The organism is Pantoea nemavictus (assembly GCF_037479095.1).
Taxonomy (GTDB): domain Bacteria; phylum Pseudomonadota; class Gammaproteobacteria; order Enterobacterales; family Enterobacteriaceae; genus Pantoea; species Pantoea nemavictus.
Genome location: NZ_JBBGZW010000001.1, coordinates 833563 through 850447, shown reverse-complemented (window position 1 = coordinate 850447; position 16885 = coordinate 833563). Strand labels below are relative to the sequence as shown.

Here is a 16885-nt window from a genome sequence, read left to right as displayed (position 1 = left end):
AATGGCGCCCCTACGGTTGGGGTATGCACGGACGTAGGGGCGTCATTTATGACGACCTAATAAACTTAATCGTGCGGCTTCTCTTTCAGCGGGAAGCGACGACGTACTACCACAAAGAACAGCGGTACGAAGAAAATGGCCAGCACGGTGGCCGAAATCATCCCGCCCATCACGCCGGTGCCGACCGCATGCTGGCTGCCGGAACCCGCGCCGCTGCTGATCGCCATCGGCAGCACGCCGAAGATAAACGCCAGCGAGGTCATCAGAATTGGTCGCAGGCGCTGACGCGAGGCTTCCAGCGTCGATTCCAGCAGTTCGCGGCCCTTGCTGTTGATCTCATTAGCGAACTCAACGATCAAAATGGCATTCTTCGCCGACAAGCCGATGACCGTCAGCAAACCGACCTGGAAATAGACGTCGTTTTCCAGCCCGCGCATCCAGGTCGCCACCAGCGCACCGACCACGCCGAGCGGCACCACCAGCATCACCGAGAAGGGAATTGACCAGCTCTCATACAGCGCCGCCAGGCACAGGAACACCACCAGCAGCGAAATCGCATACAGCGCCGGTGCCTGCGAGCCGGACAAACGTTCCTGATAGGAGGCGCCGGTCCACTGGAAGCCAACCCCGAGCGGCAGCTGGCCCACCAGTTTTTCCATCACGTCCATCGCCGTACCGCTGCTGACGCCGTTAGCCGCTTCGCCCACAATTTCCAGCGCCGAGTAACCGTTGTAACGCTCAAGACGCGGCGAACCGGTTTGCCAGTGGCTGGTCGCGAACGCGGAGAAGGGCACCATGCCGCCGCTATTATTGCGCACGTACCATTTATTCACGTCTTCCGGCAGCATGCGGAACTCTGCGGCAGCCTGCACGTAGACTTTTTTCACGCGTCCACGATCGAGGAAATCATTGACGTACGTTGAGCCCCACGCGGTGGTTAAGGTGTCATTGATGGTATCCAGCGACACGCCAAGCGCCTGCGCTTTGCGCTGATCGACATCGATCTGCAGCTGTGGGCTGTCATCGAGGCCGTTGTGACGCACGCGCGACAGCGCCGGATTGCTGTCAGCCATTTCCAGCAGCTTATCGCGCATTGCCATCAGCTGGGTGTGGCCGATGCCGCCGTGATCCTGCAACTCCATATCGAAGCCGGACGAGCTGCCCATGCCGGTAATCGCCGGTGGACTGCTGGCGATGACGCGACCCTCTTTAATTTTGTGGAAGGCTTTGGTGGCTCGCTCGATGATAGCGAAAGAAGTGCGATCGCTACCTGGACGCTCTTCCCAATCTTTCAAACGGACGAACAGGCGTGCCACGTTCTGGCCGTTACCGCCAGGGCCGGCACCGATGGTGGAGAACACCGAAACCACGTTATCTTTCTCGGCGGTCATGTAGTAATTCTCGACCTTGGCAACCACGTCCGAGGTTTGCTGCAGCGTTGACCCGGCGGGCAGTTGCACCTGCGTCAGGAACACACCGCGATCTTCCAGCGGCAGGAACGAGGTTGGCAGGCGGATAAACAGAAAGGCCATTACGCCGATAATCGCGAGATAGAGCAGCAGCCAGCGGCCGCCTTTGCGCAGGATTTTGGCCACGCCGCGCTCGTAGCGCTCTGCGCTGGCGTTGAAGGTACGGTTGAACCAGCCGAAGAAACCGCGATGACCGTGATGATGGCCTTGCTGCAGCGGTTTCAGTAGCGTCGAACAGAGCGCGGGCGTCAGAATCATTGCCACCAACACCGAGAGCACCATGGCCGACACGATGGTGATCGAGAACTGGCGATAGATGGCGCCAACGGTGCCGCCGAAGAACGCCATCGGCACAAACACCGCCGACAGCACCAGCGCAATGCCGACCAGCGCGCCCTGAATCTGCCCCATCGATTTGCGCGTCGCAGCGCGCGGCGACAGGCCTTCCTCGCTCATGATGCGCTCGACGTTCTCCACCACCACGATGGCATCATCCACCAATAATCCGATCGCCAGCACCATCGCGAACATGGTCAAGGTGTTGATGCTGTAGCCAAAGGCGTAGAGCACCGCAAAGGTGCCGAGCAGCACCACCGGCACCGCAATGGTGGGAATCAGCGTGGCGCGGAAGTTTTGCAGGAACAGATACATCACCAGGAAAACCAGCAGGATCGCTTCCAGCAGGGTTTTCACCACGTCTTTAATCGAGGCTTTAACAAACGGGGTAGTTTCGTAGGCGACTTTGGCTTCCAGCCCGTGCGGGAAATAGTTCGACAGCTCGGCAATACGCGCACGCACCAGTTTGTCAGTGTTCATCTCATTGGCGCCGGAAGCCAGCTTGATGCCGAGTCCGGATGCTGCCTGGCCGTTGTAGCGACTGAGGAAGTCATATTTCTCTGCGCCCATCGCCACCTCCGCCACATCGCCGAGCGTCACCACCGAGCCGTCGCTATTGGTCTTCAGCGTGACCGCTTTGAACTGTTCGGGGGTTTGCAGCATCGACTGCGCATTCACGGTGGCGTTAAGCGCCTGCTTATCCACCGACGGCAAGCCACCGACCTGGCCGACCGCAACCTGCGCATTCTGCGATTCAATGGCGCTCACCACATCTTCGGTGGTCAGCGCGTAGGCAATCAGCTTGTTAGGATCGAGCCAGATACGCATCGCATATTGTGAGCCGTAGGCATCTACCTGGCCGACGCCATCGATACGGCTGAGCGGATCCTGAATGTTACTGGCGACATAATCTGAAATATCCTGTTTGTCCATACTGCCATCGGTAGAGACAAAGGCAATCATCAGGATATTGCTATCACCGGTTTTATTGACCGTCACGCCCTGTGACTGTACCGCCGCGGGCAGTTTGCGTAGCGCACTTTGCAGTTGGTTTTGCACCTGCTGACGCGCTTCGTCGGGATTGGTGCCGGCGGTAAAGGTGAGGGTGATTTGCGCCTGGCCGGTATTGCTGCTGTTCGAGGACATGTACATCAAATTATCGATACCGGTCATGTTCTGTTCGATAACCTGCGTAACGGTATTCTCCAGCGTTTCCGCTGATGCGCCGGGATAGTTAGCGGTGATGCGCACGTTGGGCGGCGCGAGATCGGGATATTGCTCAATCGGTAGCGAGATGATCGCCAGCGTGCCGCACAGGCAGAGTAAAATAGACAGAACCCAGGCAAAAATGGGGCGGTCGATAAAAAAATTCGACATGGAACCGACACTCCTCAACTGCGTATTTTTTACTTTTATTATGATGAGCGTGATGCACGGAAGGCTTCACGCTGGCGGAGTGCAAGGTGCTCTCTCGAAAACGCCTGCTGCAGTTACTTTACGCGGCGTAAATTAGAGAATCGTGAGTAAATTATGGAGAAAGTGTAAATGCAATGACGGATTTTTGTACGCAGCTACACATGGCGGCTCTCCAGCCACAGTACCGTCGCGGCAACGCGCGAACGCACATCCAGTTTGCGCAGCAGATTGCGAATGTGCACTTTCACCGTTTCTTCCGAGATATGCAACGTGGCGGCGATCTCCTTATTGGATAAGCCACGCGCCACTTCCTGCAGCACATCCAGTTCACGTTCGGTGAGCTGTTTAAACGGATTCGACGTCGGCTGACGCGTAGCGAGATAGTCGGCCACCGCTGCGCTAAACACATTCTCACCTTTCGCGCCGCGCATCACCTGCGCCAGCAGCCATTCGGGTTCGCTGTCTTTCAGCAGATAGCCGTCGGCGCCCGCATCTACCATGGCATAAATATCATTGCGCGCATCAGATACGGTCAACACCAGAATGCGTGCGGCAATGCCTTCATTACGCAGTGCTTTCAGCGTATCCAACCCGGACATGCCTTTCATGTTGAGATCCAGCAGGATAACATCCGGCGACAAACGGCGCGCTTCAGCCAGCGCTTCGGTACCGTTGTTGGCTTCGGCCACCACCTCCAGGCGTGGCTCCAGCGCCAGCAGCTGGCGAATACCTCGGCGCATCAGCGGATGATCGTCAACAATCATAATTGTCAGGGAAGGGTTAGCCATAAGGTCTCCAGTATCAAATTTCGTAGGGTCGTCATGCATGGCGACCTGATGCGCAATGTTAACTCAGCCGGTGCGCGGGGCGTGGCGGAAAACGCAGCGTAACCCGCGTGCCTTGCGGCTGCGGGGTAATCATCAGCGTGCCAGAGAGCCGCGCGGCGCGTTCCGCCATAATGGTCAAACCATAATGTCCCGGCGGCTCTTCGAGGCTGCTAATGCCGCAGCCGTCATCTTCAATGGTGAGCAAGTGGTCCTCTTCAGCGACACGCTGATAGTGAATCTGAATGTGCTGCGCCTGGGCATGGCGAATCGCATTGAGCAGCGCTTCGCGCGCAATCTGCAGCACATGCACCTGCTGCTGGGCATCCAGCATCTGCAGGCCGGGTTGATAATCAAAATCGATCGCCGCCTGCGACTGCTCTTGTAACGGCGCAATCATCGCCTGCATCGCCTGTACCAAATCTGCTTGCTCGATCGTCAGGCGGAAAGTGGTCAGCAGCTCGCGCAGCTGCTGATAGGCTTCCGACAGCGCGCGATCAAAATCGGCAATAATCGCCTGGGCCTGCGGCTGCGTGTCATCAACATTACGGCGCAGCAGGGCCAATTGGATGCGCAGGAAGGAGAGGGATTGCGCCAGCGAATCATGTAGTTCACGCGCAATGGTGGCGCGCTCTTCTATTAATAGCATCTGCTGATACTGTTTCTGCGTCTGCCAAATCCACAGTGCGCGCGCCAGCATGTTCGCCAGGCTCTGCATCAGCTCATCGGCAGGCGGTGCCCGGCGAGTTTGCCAGCAGAGCTCGCCCAGTCGCTGCTCTTCCTGCAGCAGCGGCAAACGCTGCCAGCTCACATCATCCGCCGCCACGCCGGCCTGAAATTCAATGCCCTCGCTGGAGATTTTCAGCACCGTTAACGCTTCACGGCGTTGCACCAGGCGCAGCAGGCCCTGGAAAAGTTCCGGATTAGGGGGGCTGCTGGTGAGAATTTGTGAGCTCTCATACAGCAGGGAGAGCGTGCGATTAGCAGCGGTAAGATCTTCAGTTTTTTCCCGTACCGCGCACTCCAGCAGGCGATAGTGTGAATGCAGCCGCTCCGCCATGGTGGTGAAAGCCTGCGCCAATACGCCGAGCTCGTTTGGCTGTTCCACCTGCAACGCCGGAAAACTGAAATTCGCCTGCTCGACATATTGGCTGGCGGTAACCAGCGAATTAAGCGGTCGTACCACGTTACGGCGGATGAAGCGAATCGTCCACAGCGCCAGTGCGACAATCGCCAAAAAGCCAAACAGGCTGCTGGCGGCCACCAGATGCATTTTCAGCTCAGCATAGTGCTGTAAAGCCAACACAAAGCGGTCGATTTCGCTGACATAGCTGGCAACGCGTTGCTGATAAATCTGCGCCCGTTCGGGTTGCAATGTCTGCTGGAGCATTGGCCAGCTGTCGCGCAGGTAGCGATAACGGCTGCTGACTTCCAGCGGCACCCACGAGCGCTCAAGATGCCGTAAGGCTGGAGAGTCTAGCGTTTGCCGATAGAGTTGCGTGTGAAGTGCCAATTGCTGTGGATCGCGCGCGCTATCCCACGCCAGGCGGTAAATCTGCATGCGCAGCGAGCCGGCAACGTTGACGGCTTCGGCATCGCGCAGGCTGCTGGAGAGCGTCATCAGCGCCAGCCCGGTGGTCAGCAGCGATAACAGCACAATAACGCTGAGCGCACGCGCAATGGTGCGAGTAACGGGACGTTTCACAATCACGGTAATAACCCTTTTAAGAGCGGGGGATTATAGGGCAGCCGCGCGGTGACGGCGAGTCAGATCTCGTCACATCAGGTTACTTTTAGCAGAGAAAACCAGTTCTCTTTACCTTTCCCTGGAAAACTCGCGGTTAGCTGGCGAATTATTGAACGGCTTTACCGCATGCTCAACCTGGTTTTCATTGCGTGCGTGATAATCAGTCCTGTCACGCTTAAACCCTACGGAAGACAACAGGAGCATCTCATGAAGACACGTTATGCCGTTCTGACTGCTGCACTGCTTGCCACCGCAAGTTTCTCGACGCTGGCAGCCGATCCACTGAGCGCCACTCAGGCACAAAACCTGCAAAGCGCGGGCACCGTTTCCATAAGCGGCGTGCGCGGTTCGCTGGATGATGCAACACGCCATTTGTCGCAAAAAGCAGAAGAGCAAGGTGCCAGCCACTATCGCGTTATCGGTGTGCAAAACCCAGGCGATTCCAGCCTGTGGAGCGGCACCGCAGAGATTTACCGTTAATTCCCTCCAGTAGTTATCCCTGTAGCAATCCCTTTTCCGGCCAGCCCTCTGGCCGGTTTTTTTGTGCACCGCGACGGATTATTACAATTCAACTCGTGCAGCCTGGCGGTATTTTTTGCTTCGTTCATGCAGAACGGGTAGGATTCATCGCCGTAAATTCCCGCCCCGTCTCGCGACATCGTTCCGCCGCGCTGGCACCGGGTTTTACCCCATTTCGCACCGCCATACGCAATCGTTTGGTTAGGCGGTGATTGATGGTCAGGACAAACAGGATAGCTATGAAATCAACTAAAAAAACCGCAGCCGAACAACGCGCTGCGAAAAGACGCTGGCTCAACTCTCACGACAGCGGTTACCACAAAGCTATGGGTAATCGTCAGGTACAAATGATCGCCATCGGCGGTGCTATCGGTACCGGTCTGTTCCTCGGTGCTGGCGCGCGCCTGCAAATGGCCGGTCCGGCACTGGCACTGGTTTATCTGGTGTGCGGTATCTTCTCCTTCTTTATCCTCCGTGCGCTGGGCGAACTGGTGTTACACCGTCCTTCCAGCGGCAGCTTTGTCTCTTATGCGCGTGAATTCCTTGGGGAAAAAGCGTCATACGTTGCGGGCTGGATGTACTTCGTTAACTGGGCGATGACCGGTATCGTTGATATCACCGCGGTCGCGCTCTACATGCACTATTGGGGCGCGTTTGGCGATGTACCGCAGTGGGTGTTTGCCCTCGGCGCGCTGGCGATTGTCGGTACCATGAACATGATTGGCGTGAAGTGGTTTGCCGAAATGGAGTTCTGGTTCGCCCTGGTGAAAGTGCTGGCTATCGTGGTGTTCCTGATCGTGGGTGTGGTGTTCCTCGGTACCGGTAAACCGCTGGACGGCAACACCACCGGCTTCCATCTGATCACCGATAACGGCGGTTTCTTCCCGCATGGCTTGCTGCCCGCGCTGGTGCTGGTGCAGGGCGTCGTATTCGCCTTCGCCTCGATTGAGCTGGTAGGGACGGCGGCGGGGGAGTGTAAAGATCCCAAAACCATGCTGCCGAAAGCCATTAACAGTGTTATCTGGCGTATCGGTCTGTTCTACGTTGGCTCCGTAGTGCTGCTGGTGTTGCTGCTGCCGTGGAATGCTTATCAGGCGGGACAAAGTCCGTTCGTGACTTTCTTCTCCAAACTCGGCGTGCCTTATATTGGTAGCGTAATGAACATCGTGGTGCTGAGCGCCGCGCTGTCGAGCCTCAACTCAGGCCTCTACTCTACCGGGCGTATTCTGCGTTCGATGTCGATGGGCGGATCTGCGCCACAGTTCATGTCGAAGATGAGCAAACAGCAGGTGCCGTTTGCCGGTATCCTGGTGACCATTGCCGTTTACGTTATCGGCGTGGTGCTGAACTACTACGTGCCGTCGCAGGTGTTTGAAATCGTACTGAACGTAGCATCACTCGGCATCATCTCGTCGTGGGGCTTTATCGTGGTGTGCCAGATGCGTCTGCGCAAGGCGATTAAAGAGGGCAAGGCGGAAGATGTCAGCTTCAAACTGCCGTGGGCACCGTTCACCTCGTGGCTAACGCTGCTGTTCCTGGTGAGCGTATTGGTGCTGATGGCATTCGATTATCCGAACGGCACTTATACCATTGCATCGATCCCGCTGATTGCCGTGGTGCTGGTGCTGGGTTGGTTTGGCGTACGTAAACGCGTCAATGCTGAAGCGATGAAAGAGCATGAACATCATGCTGACGATCAGGATGATGCAGCGCCAACGCTGGCGGACGATAACGCGCGTTAATCGTAGCCATTCTCATCTGCGGGGGCCTTTTGGCCCCCGTTTTTATTTCAATTCACCTTCCCTTGATCCCACATCGGGATTTAACCCTTTGGGGTGATATAGCCCTCATTAGCGTCAGGTTATTTTACGCACCATCTCTCTTTCCTCCGTTTAAGGTGAACCGATGGCGCTGTCGCGACGTGAACTCTTTACCGGGCAGCGCGTAGCGTCTGCTGACGTCATTGCTTTGCCGTGGTGGCGGGGAGAGAAAGGGTGTGACGGCTGCGGTAAATGCGTGGCTGCCTGCGAAACCCACATTATCCGCCTTAATCGCGCAGAAGAGCCGCACCTCGATTTTATGCAGGGCGAATGCACCTTCTGCGCGGCCTGCGTGGAAATCTGTCCACAGCCGCTGTTCAACGCACGTAATACCGCACCCTTTCCCCAGCGTATTCGCATCGACAATCGCTGCATCACTCTGCTCGGCGTGAATTGCCGCAGCTGTCAGGAGAGTTGTGAGCAGCAAGCTATTCGTTTCCAACTGATGCCCAACGGCATCGCACAGCCTGAAACCTTACCGCAGCACTGCACCGGTTGCGGCGCGTGTATCGCGCCATGTCCGGTTTCAGCCACAGGATTACATCATGAACCATGAAAACAGTTGGCACGTTTGCGGCCTGGTGATTCAGGCGCGACCGGCGTCGATTCCCAGCGTAAAACGTGCGCTGCTGGCCTTTGCCGATTGCGACATTGCGGCCGAAGACGCCGCACGCGGCACGCTGGCGGTGACACTCGGTGCGGCAGATAGCGCCGCGCTGCTGCGCAATATTGAAGAGAGCCGCAACATCGCTGGCGTGTTAGCGGTATCGCTGGTGTATCACCAGCAGGACGAAATTGAAGAACCTTGTAAGGAAGCATCATGAGCATAAGTCGTCGTGATTTTATGAAGGCCAATGCGGCGGCGGCTGCTGCCACGGCTGCAGGACTCACCATTCCCACCGTCACCAAAGCCGCTACGTCGTTGGCTGCACCGATACGCTGGGAAAAAGCGCCATGCCGATTCTGCGGCACCGGCTGCGGCGTGCTTGTTGGTACCCAGGATGGCCGCGTGGTGGCCTCGCAGGGCGACCCGCAAGCAGAAGTGAACCGGGGTCTGAACTGCATCAAAGGCTATTTCCTGCCGAAGATCATGTATGGAAAAGATCGTCTGACTCAGCCGTTGTTACGCATGACCGACGGTAAATTTGCTAAAGATGGCGAATTCACCCCGGTGAGCTGGGATCAGGCCTTCGATATTATGGAAGAGAAGTTTAAAGCCGCGCTGAAAGCCAACGGCCCGGATTCGGTTGGCATGTTCGGTTCTGGCCAGTGGACGGTGTGGGAAGGCTACGCCGCATCCAAGCTGATGAAAGCCGGTTTCCGCACCAACAACCTCGATCCGAATGCGCGTCACTGCATGGCTTCGGCGGTGGTGGGCTTTATGCGCACCTTCGGCATGGATGAGCCGATGGGCTGCTATGACGATATCGAGCAGGCCGACGCCTTTGTGCTGTGGGGCTCCAACATGGCCGAGATGCATCCGATCCTCTGGTCACGCATTACGGCGCGTCGTCTCAGCAGTGACAATGTCAAAGTCGCAGTGCTTTCCACCTATCGTCATCGCAGCTTTGAGCTGGCCGATAATGGCATGGTGTTCACGCCGCAGAGCGATCTGGCGATCCTCAACTTTATCGCCAACTACATTATTCAGAACAACAAGGTCGATAAAGCCTTCCTGCAGAATCACGTGACGCTGCGCAAAGGCGTGACCGACATCGGCTACGGCTTACGTCCAACCGATCCGCGCCAGGCTGCGGCGAAAAACCCCGACAGCGGCGAATCGACGCCAATGAGCTTTGATGAATTTGCCAAATTTGTCTCGGAGTACACGGTCGAAAAAGCCAGCGAAATGAGCGGCGTCGAGCAGGATCAGCTGATCGCGCTGGCGCAACTGTATGCCGATCCAAAAGTTAACGTGGTGTCGTACTGGACCATGGGCTTCAACCAGCATACGCGCGGCGTGTGGGCCAATAATCTGTGCTACAACCTGCACTTATTAACCGGCAAAATTTCGCGTCCGGGCACCGGTCCGTTCTCGCTCACCGGTCAGCCGTCGGCGTGCGGCACGGCGCGTGAAGTCGGTACTTTCTCGCACCGCTTGCCAGCTGACATGGTGGTCAATAATGACAAACACCGCGCCACTGCCGAGAAGCTGTGGAAGCTGCCGCAGGGCACCGTGCCCGCCAAAATTGGTTTGCACGCCGTAGCGCAGGATCGCGCGCTGAAAGATGGCAAGCTCAACGCTTACTGGGTGATGTGCAACAACAACATGCAGGCCGGTCCGAACCTGACGCAGGAGCGTATGCCGGGCTGGCGCGATGAGCGCAACTTCATTGTCGTGTCCGATCCCTATCCAACCGTGAGCGCGCTGTCAGCCGATCTGATTCTGCCTACCGCCATGTGGGTAGAGAAAGAGGGCGCCTATGGCAACGCCGAGCGTCGTACCCAGTTCTGGCATCAGCAGGTGAAGGCGCCGGGCGAGGCGAAATCCGATCTGTGGCAGCTGGTGAACTTCTCCAAACGTTTCAACGTCTCTGAAGTCTGGCCGCAAGCGCTGATTGAGCAGCATCCGGAACTGCGCGACAAAACACTGTTTGACGTGCTGTACGCCAACGGCCAGGTCAACCAGTTCCCGCTGAGCGAAGTGGCGGATGATCGACTGAATGACGAAGCCCGCGAGTTCGGCTTCTATATCCAGAAAGGCTTGTTCGAAGAGTACGCCAGCTTTGGTCGGGGTCACGGCCACGATCTCGCCCCGTTTGATGCTTACCACGAAGCGCGTGGTCTGCGCTGGCCGGTGGTTGACGGCAAAGAGACGCGCTGGCGCTATCGCGAAGGTTACGACAGCTACGTTAAAGCCGGTGAAGGTGTGCGTTTCTACGGCAAGCCGGATGGCAAAGCGACCATTTTCGCCCTGCCGTACGAAGCGCCAGCGGAATCACCGGATGACGAGTTCGATCTGTGGTTCTGTACCGGCCGCGTGCTGGAGCATTGGCACACCGGCACCATGACGCGTCGCGTACCTGAACTGCACCGTGCGGTGCCGCAGGCGCTACTCTATATCCATCCGCTTGATGCCAAAGATCGCAATTTCCGTCGCGGTGAAAAGGTTCGCGTGGTGTCACGCCGTGGTGAAACCATTGCCACCGTCGAAACGCGCGGTCGTAATCAGCCGCCAAAAGGCCTGGTGTTTATGCCGTTCTTCGATGCCGGCGTGCTGGCGAATAACGTCACCCTGGATGCTACCGATCCGCTATCGAAGCAGACCGATTACAAAAAATGCGCCGTCAAGCTGGTTAAAATTTAAGGCAGGATGCAATGAAACCCTTAATCACACTCGTTACGTTGGCCGCCCTGATGCTCGGCGGCACGGTCTACGCTAATAACGGCGTCGATCTCAATCAGTCACCGGAAGTGACCGCTACGCAGCAGGGCACCATTCATCAGCCCAAAGAGCAGAGCCGTAAGCCGCTCAACTACGTGAATCAGCCGCCGGTTATCCCGCATAGCGTGGATGGCTATCAGGTGACGAAAAACGTTAACCGCTGCCTGCAGTGCCACGGCACGCAGAGCTACCTCACCACCGGCGCGCCGCGCGTTAGCCCAACGCACTTCACCGATCGCGATGGTTTGGTGAGCAGCACCGTATCGCCGCGTCGCTACTTCTGCCTGCAGTGTCACGTGCCGCAAACCGATGCTAAGCCGGTGGTGGAGAACACCTTCAAACCGGCTGATGGCTTCGGTAAGTGAGGAAATGATGAAAGAGAAACTTCTGCGCATCTGGCGCTGGTGGCGACGTCCAAGCCGTCTGGCGCTGGGCACGCTGCTGATTCTGGGCTTTGCCGGCGGCATTATTTTCTGGGGCGGCTTCAACACCGCGATGGAGATGACCAACCGCGAGCAGTTCTGTATTGGCTGCCATGAGATGCGCAATAACGTCTACCAGGAGTATATGCAGACGGTGCACTACAACAACCGCAGCGGCGTGCGTGCCACCTGTCCGGATTGTCACGTGCCGCACGAGTGGGGCCCGAAGATGTTGCGTAAAATTCAGGCGAGCAAAGAGGTGTACGCCAAGATTTTCGGCATCATTGATACGCCGCAAAAGTTCGAGGATCATCGCATTGAGCTGGCGAGAAACGAATGGCGCAGGATGCAAAACAACAACTCGCAGGAGTGTCGTAACTGCCACAACTTCGATTATATGGATTTAACCGCGCAGAAAACCGTGGCGGCGAAGATGCACACCAAAGCCATTGAGGAAGGGAAAACCTGTATCGATTGCCATAAAGGCATTGCCCACCATTTGCCGGATATGAAAGACCAGCCCAACGGTTTTTAATAGGTAAACCGTGCAAGCTTCAACCGTAGGGTCGCCATTTATGGCGACCTGGTTTTTTATCAAACGTCCAACCTCACAATTCAGATAGTTTTCCGTACCGCTTCGGCCTATTATCTCAGGCTCCCTCAAATCTGCAGTGGAGCGGCTATGTCGTTAAAGATCAACATCATCAAAGATAAGTTGTTGTCAGAAAACTGGTTTGTGCTGCGCAACTTCACCTATGAACTCACCCGCAACAACGGCGAAGTCGTGCGTCATAAACGCGAAGTCTACGATCGCGGCAACGGCGCAACTATCCTGCTGTATAACACTGAAAAAAATACCGTTCTGCTGGTTCGCCAGTTCCGCATCGCCACCTATGTTAATGGCAATACCAGCGGCGAGCTGATTGAAACCTGTGCCGGATTGCTGGATGACGATTCGCCGGAAGATTGCATTCGTAAAGAGGCGATTGAAGAGACCGGCTATCAAGTGGGAAAAGTGGAGAAAATTTTTGAAGCCTATATGTCGCCGGGCGGCGTAACCGAACTGATCCACTTCTTCGCGGCGGAATACAGCGATGCGCAGCGTGCCAACAAGGGCGGCGGCGTCGAAGATGAAGAGATTACCGTGCTGGAGCTGAGTTTCCCGGAAGCGCTGATGATGGTAAAAGATGGCCGCATTCGCGATGGCAAAGCCATTATGCTGCTGCAGCATGCGCAGATCGCCGGCTGGTTGCAGGCGTAAACACAATCTCCAAATTGCACAGTTTCGTAGCGGCGCGATTTATCGCGCAATAAATTGCGCCGCTACAGGAATGTGTGGCCATCTTGCCTTAAACACACTCACCCAACGCTTCCAGGATGCAATCCGGATACGCCTGCAACCTGGCCAGCGCTTCTGCGTAAGGGGGCATCGAGTGTGCCGCACCAGAACGCTCCACACACAGCGAAGCATAAGCCGCGGCAAACAGCGCCGCCTGCGGCAGCTCATCGCCGGAAGCGAGACGCGCCGCCAATGCGCCATTGAAGGCATCGCCCGCGCCGGTGCTATCCAGCGGCTGAGCCGGAAACAGCGGAATACGTAATGCCTGTTGTCCGGCAACAGAGAGCAAGGCACCCGCAATCCCCAGCGTAATGATGACCTGACGTGCGCCTTTGCGGTGCAGCACTTCTGCGGCCTGCTGCGCGCTGGTGAAGTCGGTTACCTTCACGCCAGTCAGCTGCATCGCTTCGGTGCTGTTAGGCGTCAGCAAATCCACCTTCGCCAGCAGCGCATCCGTGACTTTCTGCCACGGCGCCGGATTCATAATCACAAAGGTGCCGCCGGCGCGCGCATTGTCGATCATGCGCTGAATAGCGCTGAGGTTATTCTCCAGCTGAACCAGCAGAATATCGGCGGCAGCCACCGTGGGTTGGCAGCGCGCCACTTCCGCAGCGGTCACGGTGGTATTGGCGCCAGGATAGACCGAAATCATGTTCTCGGCATCGTCGCCCGCCACGTAAATCAGCGCATTGCCAGTCGGTTTTTCTTTGCAGGTAAACAAGGTAATGGCATCGAAACCGGTCTTTTCCAGATGACGGCGCGCAAACATGCCGAAGTCATCATTACCTATTTTGCCGATGTAGTGCACGCGCGCCCCGGCACGCAGCGCCGCCGTCGCCTGGTTGGCGCCTTTGCCGCCCGGTCCCATCATGCTGGTATGGGCGGTGAGCGATTCGCCGGGCATCGGGAAACGGTTCATCACCGCCACCACGTCGAGGTTGAACGAGCCAAACACACACACTTTTCCTTTCATCATGCACTCCTGAACAGACGTTCGGCGGCTAAACAGGCACCGCGGCACCCGGTGTGATCGGTGGATTGGCTAAACACGATCTTCAGGCCGTCACGCGTAGCGGGTGGACGTAAATGCTGCTGAATCTGGCTGCGCAGCTGCGCCAGCGGGAAGTCGGCCATGGCCAGCACGCCGCCGCCGAGAATCAGGTATTCCGGATCAAGGATGTTCATTTCGGTGGCAATCAGCTGCGCCAGCCGCTGTACAAAAGCCTGCAACTCCGCATGTTCACGATGTTGGCTAAACAGCGCTGACATGCCGGTTTCTGGCACGTTGCTGGCTGCCCAGCGGCTCAGCCAGTGGCCGGAGGTCACCGTTTCCGCACAGCCGTGATTGCCGCACGGGCAGGGCAGATGGTTACCGGCAATCGGCACGTGGCCGAGTTCACCGGCACCGCCGTGCTGACCGTGATAAAACTGGCCGTTAAGCCACAAGCTGTTGCCCATGCCGGTGCCGGGATACAAGCCCACGGCACTGTCCGGCAGCTGCTCCAGCTGCAGTAAATCCCACAGCATCAGGTGGTTAACATCTTTGTCCATCGCCACCGGTACGCCAAGCCGCTCGGTGAGCAGCGCGGCAACCGGTTGCTGATCCAGCGCCTGGATAAACGGCAGCGAAATCACCTGCTGGCGGTCGCGGCTGAGAATGCCGGGCAAGCCAAGCATCACGCCACTGACCGGCTGCTGCTCCAGCGTTTCACTGATCAACTGCCCCAATGCGCTTAAGGCATCGGGCTGCTGCGCCCAGCTGGCCGTCGGCACTTTACGGAAGCTCGACCAGATACGGCCTGCTTCCATCAGCTGCAGACGTGTGCCGGTGCCGCCAATGTCGATACCGAGCCAGCATTTTTTCATGCGGATACCTGCGCCAATCCCTGAGCCTCATCAATGCTTTCGCGCATCATGTTCCAGGCGGTTTCCAGATCGTCGTGAATATTGAACAGACCGGAGGTGCCGACAATCAGCACTTCTGCGCCAGCGCCAACCAGCGTGTTGTAAGTACGAGTATTGCAGGAGCCGTCAATCTCAATCAGATAGTGATAACCGTTGGTCTGCTTTAGCGTTTTCAGCTCTTGCACCTTCTGCACCATTTCCGGAATAAACGGCTGTCCGGCATAGCCCGGATCGACTGTCATCACGGTGATCTTATCCACCAAATGAATGTAGTGATGGATAAACGAGACCGGCGTGGCCGGGTTCAGCACTACGCCGACTTTTTTGCCGAAGCTGCGGATCATATTGATCACACGGAACGCGTCGCGGTTGATGGTTTCGGCGTGCGGGCAGATGTAATCCGCACCGGCTTTCGCAATCACTTCAATGAAATCGGTGGGTTGCTCGACCATCAAATGGACATCCAGCGCCACCTTGGTAAACGGGCGAATCTGCTCAATGAAGAACGGCGACAGCGTGATATTTTTCACGTAGTGACCATCCATAATATCGATGTGAAGGAAGTCGGCGCGGGAGTCCAGCACGGCGAGCTGGTGCTTGATCTCCATCAGATTCATACACATCAACGACGGGGAGACTTGAATACGCATCATACTTCCTTTTTTTCGGTCAAAGGGTTAAGCGCCGCAGCCAGTTTGCTGAGCTTGACGGCACGATGTTCGTTAAAGCGGGTTTTAAATTGTTTGAAGGCCAGCACCACAATCAGCACCGCGCCCCACATCGCCAGGCTGACGTGCTGGCTGATGTTCATCAGGTTGAAACCGGTGGAGAGCACTTGCAGCGAGATCAGCGCCAGCACCACGCCGGTGACGCGCCCAAAACCGCCGTTGGGATCGGTACCGCCGAGGATGATCGCCAGCACCGTTAACAGCAGGTAAGCGTCGCCGTAGCCCATACGCGCCGAATTAAAGCGCGCCATCATGATCAATCCGGCTAACACGCACAGCAGGCTGGAGATGACGTACACCAGAATCACCATACGATGGGTATTAATACCGCTGAACCAGGTGGCGTTGATGTTGCTGCCGCCCATGTAGATGCATTTACCGGCGCGGGTTTTGCCGAGGAACAGCGCCAGCAGCGCGGCGGCAATCAAAAATACCCACAGCGGCAGCGGGACGCCGAGCAGCGTATCGGAACCAAGCGCCTGCACCACCGACGGCATGCCGCTCACCGCCGCGCCTTTGGTCAGCCAGATGCCGATACCGTTGAGCGTCATCATGGTGGCCAGCGTCACCAGAATCGGGTGCGCGCCGATGCGCGTGACCATCACGCCGGTAATCACGCCAATCACCGTGGCGATCAGCATTGCGCCAATAATTGCCATCAGTAGCCACAGCAGCTGCATGCCGGTGCCAGCATCGGCGGGCAGGGCGCTCATCAGCGTCCAGGCGATAAACAGCGCCGTCAGGTTGGCGGTGGCAATAATCGCCAGATTGAGGCCGCCGCTGAGAATGGCGATAAACATCGCCAGCGTCAGCAAACCGAGTTCGGGCAGCTGAAACGCCATGCTCATAAAGGTGGAGTCGGTGAGAAAGCGGCCGGGCAGCATGACGGTGAAGATCGCCAGCGCCAGCGCAATCAGCAGCATCAGGCCGATATTGGTGCCGTCCGGACGCAGAGCAGAGAGTGATTTCATATTT

The 16885-nt window shown here is 57.1% G+C and carries 15 protein-coding genes; 8 read left to right on the top strand and 7 right to left on the bottom strand.

The annotated features are described in order from the left end of the window. Positions 1-65: 65 nt before the first annotated feature. The 3 genes from acrD to narQ form a co-directional block, all read right to left on the bottom strand. On the bottom strand, positions 66-3182 hold the full coding sequence (acrD, locus tag WH298_RS03940) for a multidrug efflux RND transporter permease AcrD (RefSeq protein WP_180822268.1): 3117 nt from the start codon (positions 3180-3182) through the stop codon (positions 66-68). A 194-nt stretch (positions 3183-3376) separates the two neighbouring features. After that, positions 3377-4009, bottom strand: a complete 633-nt coding sequence (locus WH298_RS03935) for a response regulator (protein WP_007890835.1) — start codon at positions 4007-4009, stop codon at positions 3377-3379. Positions 4010-4067: 58 nt separating this feature from the next. Then, complete coding sequence (gene narQ / locus WH298_RS03930; RefSeq protein WP_180822267.1) at positions 4068-5756, bottom strand: nitrate/nitrite two-component system sensor histidine kinase NarQ; 1689 nt, start codon at positions 5754-5756, stop codon at positions 4068-4070. Positions 5757-5999: 243 nt separating this feature from the next. Here narQ and WH298_RS03925 point away from each other — a divergent pair, with 243 nt between their 5' ends. The 8 genes from WH298_RS03925 (at position 6000) to nudK (ending at position 13199) form a co-directional block, all read left to right on the top strand. After that, positions 6000-6272 (top strand): YdgH/BhsA/McbA-like domain containing protein, encoded by a 273-nt coding sequence (locus WH298_RS03925; protein ID WP_049852958.1) that lies wholly within the window; start codon positions 6000-6002, stop codon positions 6270-6272. A 278-nt stretch (positions 6273-6550) separates the two neighbouring features. Next, positions 6551-8053, top strand: coding sequence for an L-asparagine permease (gene ansP / locus WH298_RS03920; RefSeq protein ID WP_049852957.1), 1503 nt, complete (start codon positions 6551-6553; stop codon positions 8051-8053). A 163-nt stretch (positions 8054-8216) separates the two neighbouring features. After that, a complete protein-coding gene (napF, locus tag WH298_RS03915; protein ID WP_180822266.1) occupies positions 8217-8687 on the top strand; it encodes a ferredoxin-type protein NapF in 471 nt (156 codons plus the stop codon). After that, positions 8677-8955, top strand: a complete 279-nt coding sequence (locus WH298_RS03910) for a chaperone NapD (protein WP_180822265.1) — start codon at positions 8677-8679, stop codon at positions 8953-8955. The genes napF and WH298_RS03910 overlap by 11 nt, the downstream gene beginning before the upstream one ends. Beyond that, entirely contained in the window at positions 8952-11438 is a 2487-nt protein-coding gene (gene napA / locus WH298_RS03905; protein WP_180822264.1) for a nitrate reductase catalytic subunit NapA, read from the top strand. Before WH298_RS03910 ends, napA begins: the two co-directional genes overlap by 4 nt. An 11-nt stretch (positions 11439-11449) precedes the next feature. Beyond that, positions 11450-11881 carry a nitrate reductase cytochrome c-type subunit gene (napB, locus tag WH298_RS03900; protein WP_007890846.1) on the top strand — a complete coding sequence of 144 codons (432 nt, stop codon included), beginning with the start codon at positions 11450-11452 and terminating at the stop codon, positions 11879-11881. A gap of 7 nt (positions 11882-11888) precedes the next feature. Further along, positions 11889-12473, top strand: a complete 585-nt coding sequence (napC, locus tag WH298_RS03895) for a cytochrome c-type protein NapC (protein ID WP_007890847.1) — start codon at positions 11889-11891, stop codon at positions 12471-12473. A gap of 147 nt (positions 12474-12620) precedes the next feature. Beyond that, positions 12621-13199, top strand: coding sequence for a GDP-mannose pyrophosphatase NudK (gene nudK, locus WH298_RS03890; protein ID WP_007890851.1), 579 nt, complete (start codon positions 12621-12623; stop codon positions 13197-13199). 88 nt (positions 13200-13287) lie between these two features. Here nudK and WH298_RS03885 read toward each other — a convergent pair whose 3' ends face one another. Genes WH298_RS03885 through WH298_RS03870 form a run of 4 tightly spaced genes read right to left on the bottom strand, consistent with a single transcriptional unit; the run spans position 13288 to position 16881 of the window. Next, positions 13288-14250, bottom strand: a complete 963-nt coding sequence (locus WH298_RS03885) for a ribokinase (protein ID WP_180822263.1) — start codon at positions 14248-14250, stop codon at positions 13288-13290. After that, a complete protein-coding gene (alsK, locus tag WH298_RS03880; protein ID WP_007890854.1) occupies positions 14250-15143 on the bottom strand; it encodes an allose kinase in 894 nt (297 codons plus the stop codon). The genes WH298_RS03885 and alsK overlap by 1 nt, the downstream gene beginning before the upstream one ends. Continuing rightward, positions 15140-15832 (bottom strand): D-allulose 6-phosphate 3-epimerase, encoded by a 693-nt coding sequence (gene alsE, locus WH298_RS03875; RefSeq protein ID WP_007890856.1) that lies wholly within the window; start codon positions 15830-15832, stop codon positions 15140-15142. The genes alsK and alsE overlap by 4 nt, the downstream gene beginning before the upstream one ends. After that, positions 15832-16881 carry an ABC transporter permease gene (locus WH298_RS03870; protein ID WP_180822262.1) on the bottom strand — a complete coding sequence of 350 codons (1050 nt, stop codon included), beginning with the start codon at positions 16879-16881 and terminating at the stop codon, positions 15832-15834. The genes alsE and WH298_RS03870 overlap by 1 nt, the downstream gene beginning before the upstream one ends. Positions 16882-16885 lie beyond the last annotated feature (4 nt).

Bases quoted from the DNA above. Each gene is read 5' to 3' on its own strand.
- acrD (WP_180822268.1), bottom strand. From the start codon at position 3,182: ATGTCGAATTTTTTTATCGACCGCCCCATTTTTGCCTGGGTTCTGTCT.
- WH298_RS03935 (WP_007890835.1), bottom strand. From the start codon at position 4,009: ATGGCTAACCCTTCCCTGACAATTATGATTGTTGACGATCATCCGCTG.
- WH298_RS03925 (WP_049852958.1), top strand. From the start codon at position 6,000: ATGAAGACACGTTATGCCGTTCTGACTGCTGCACTGCTTGCCACCGCA.
- ansP (WP_049852957.1), top strand. From the start codon at position 6,551: ATGAAATCAACTAAAAAAACCGCAGCCGAACAACGCGCTGCGAAAAGA.
- napF (WP_180822266.1), top strand. From the start codon at position 8,217: ATGGCGCTGTCGCGACGTGAACTCTTTACCGGGCAGCGCGTAGCGTCT.
- WH298_RS03910 (WP_180822265.1), top strand. From the start codon at position 8,677: ATGAACCATGAAAACAGTTGGCACGTTTGCGGCCTGGTGATTCAGGCG.
- napA (WP_180822264.1), top strand. From the start codon at position 8,952: ATGAGCATAAGTCGTCGTGATTTTATGAAGGCCAATGCGGCGGCGGCT.
- napB (WP_007890846.1), top strand. From the start codon at position 11,450: ATGAAACCCTTAATCACACTCGTTACGTTGGCCGCCCTGATGCTCGGC.
- napC (WP_007890847.1), top strand. From the start codon at position 11,889: ATGAAAGAGAAACTTCTGCGCATCTGGCGCTGGTGGCGACGTCCAAGC.
- nudK (WP_007890851.1), top strand. From the start codon at position 12,621: ATGTCGTTAAAGATCAACATCATCAAAGATAAGTTGTTGTCAGAAAAC.
- WH298_RS03885 (WP_180822263.1), bottom strand. From the start codon at position 14,250: ATGAAAGGAAAAGTGTGTGTGTTTGGCTCGTTCAACCTCGACGTGGTG.
- alsK (WP_007890854.1), bottom strand. From the start codon at position 15,143: ATGAAAAAATGCTGGCTCGGTATCGACATTGGCGGCACCGGCACACGT.
- alsE (WP_007890856.1), bottom strand. From the start codon at position 15,832: ATGCGTATTCAAGTCTCCCCGTCGTTGATGTGTATGAATCTGATGGAG.
- WH298_RS03870 (WP_180822262.1), bottom strand. From the start codon at position 16,881: ATGAAATCACTCTCTGCTCTGCGTCCGGACGGCACCAATATCGGCCTG.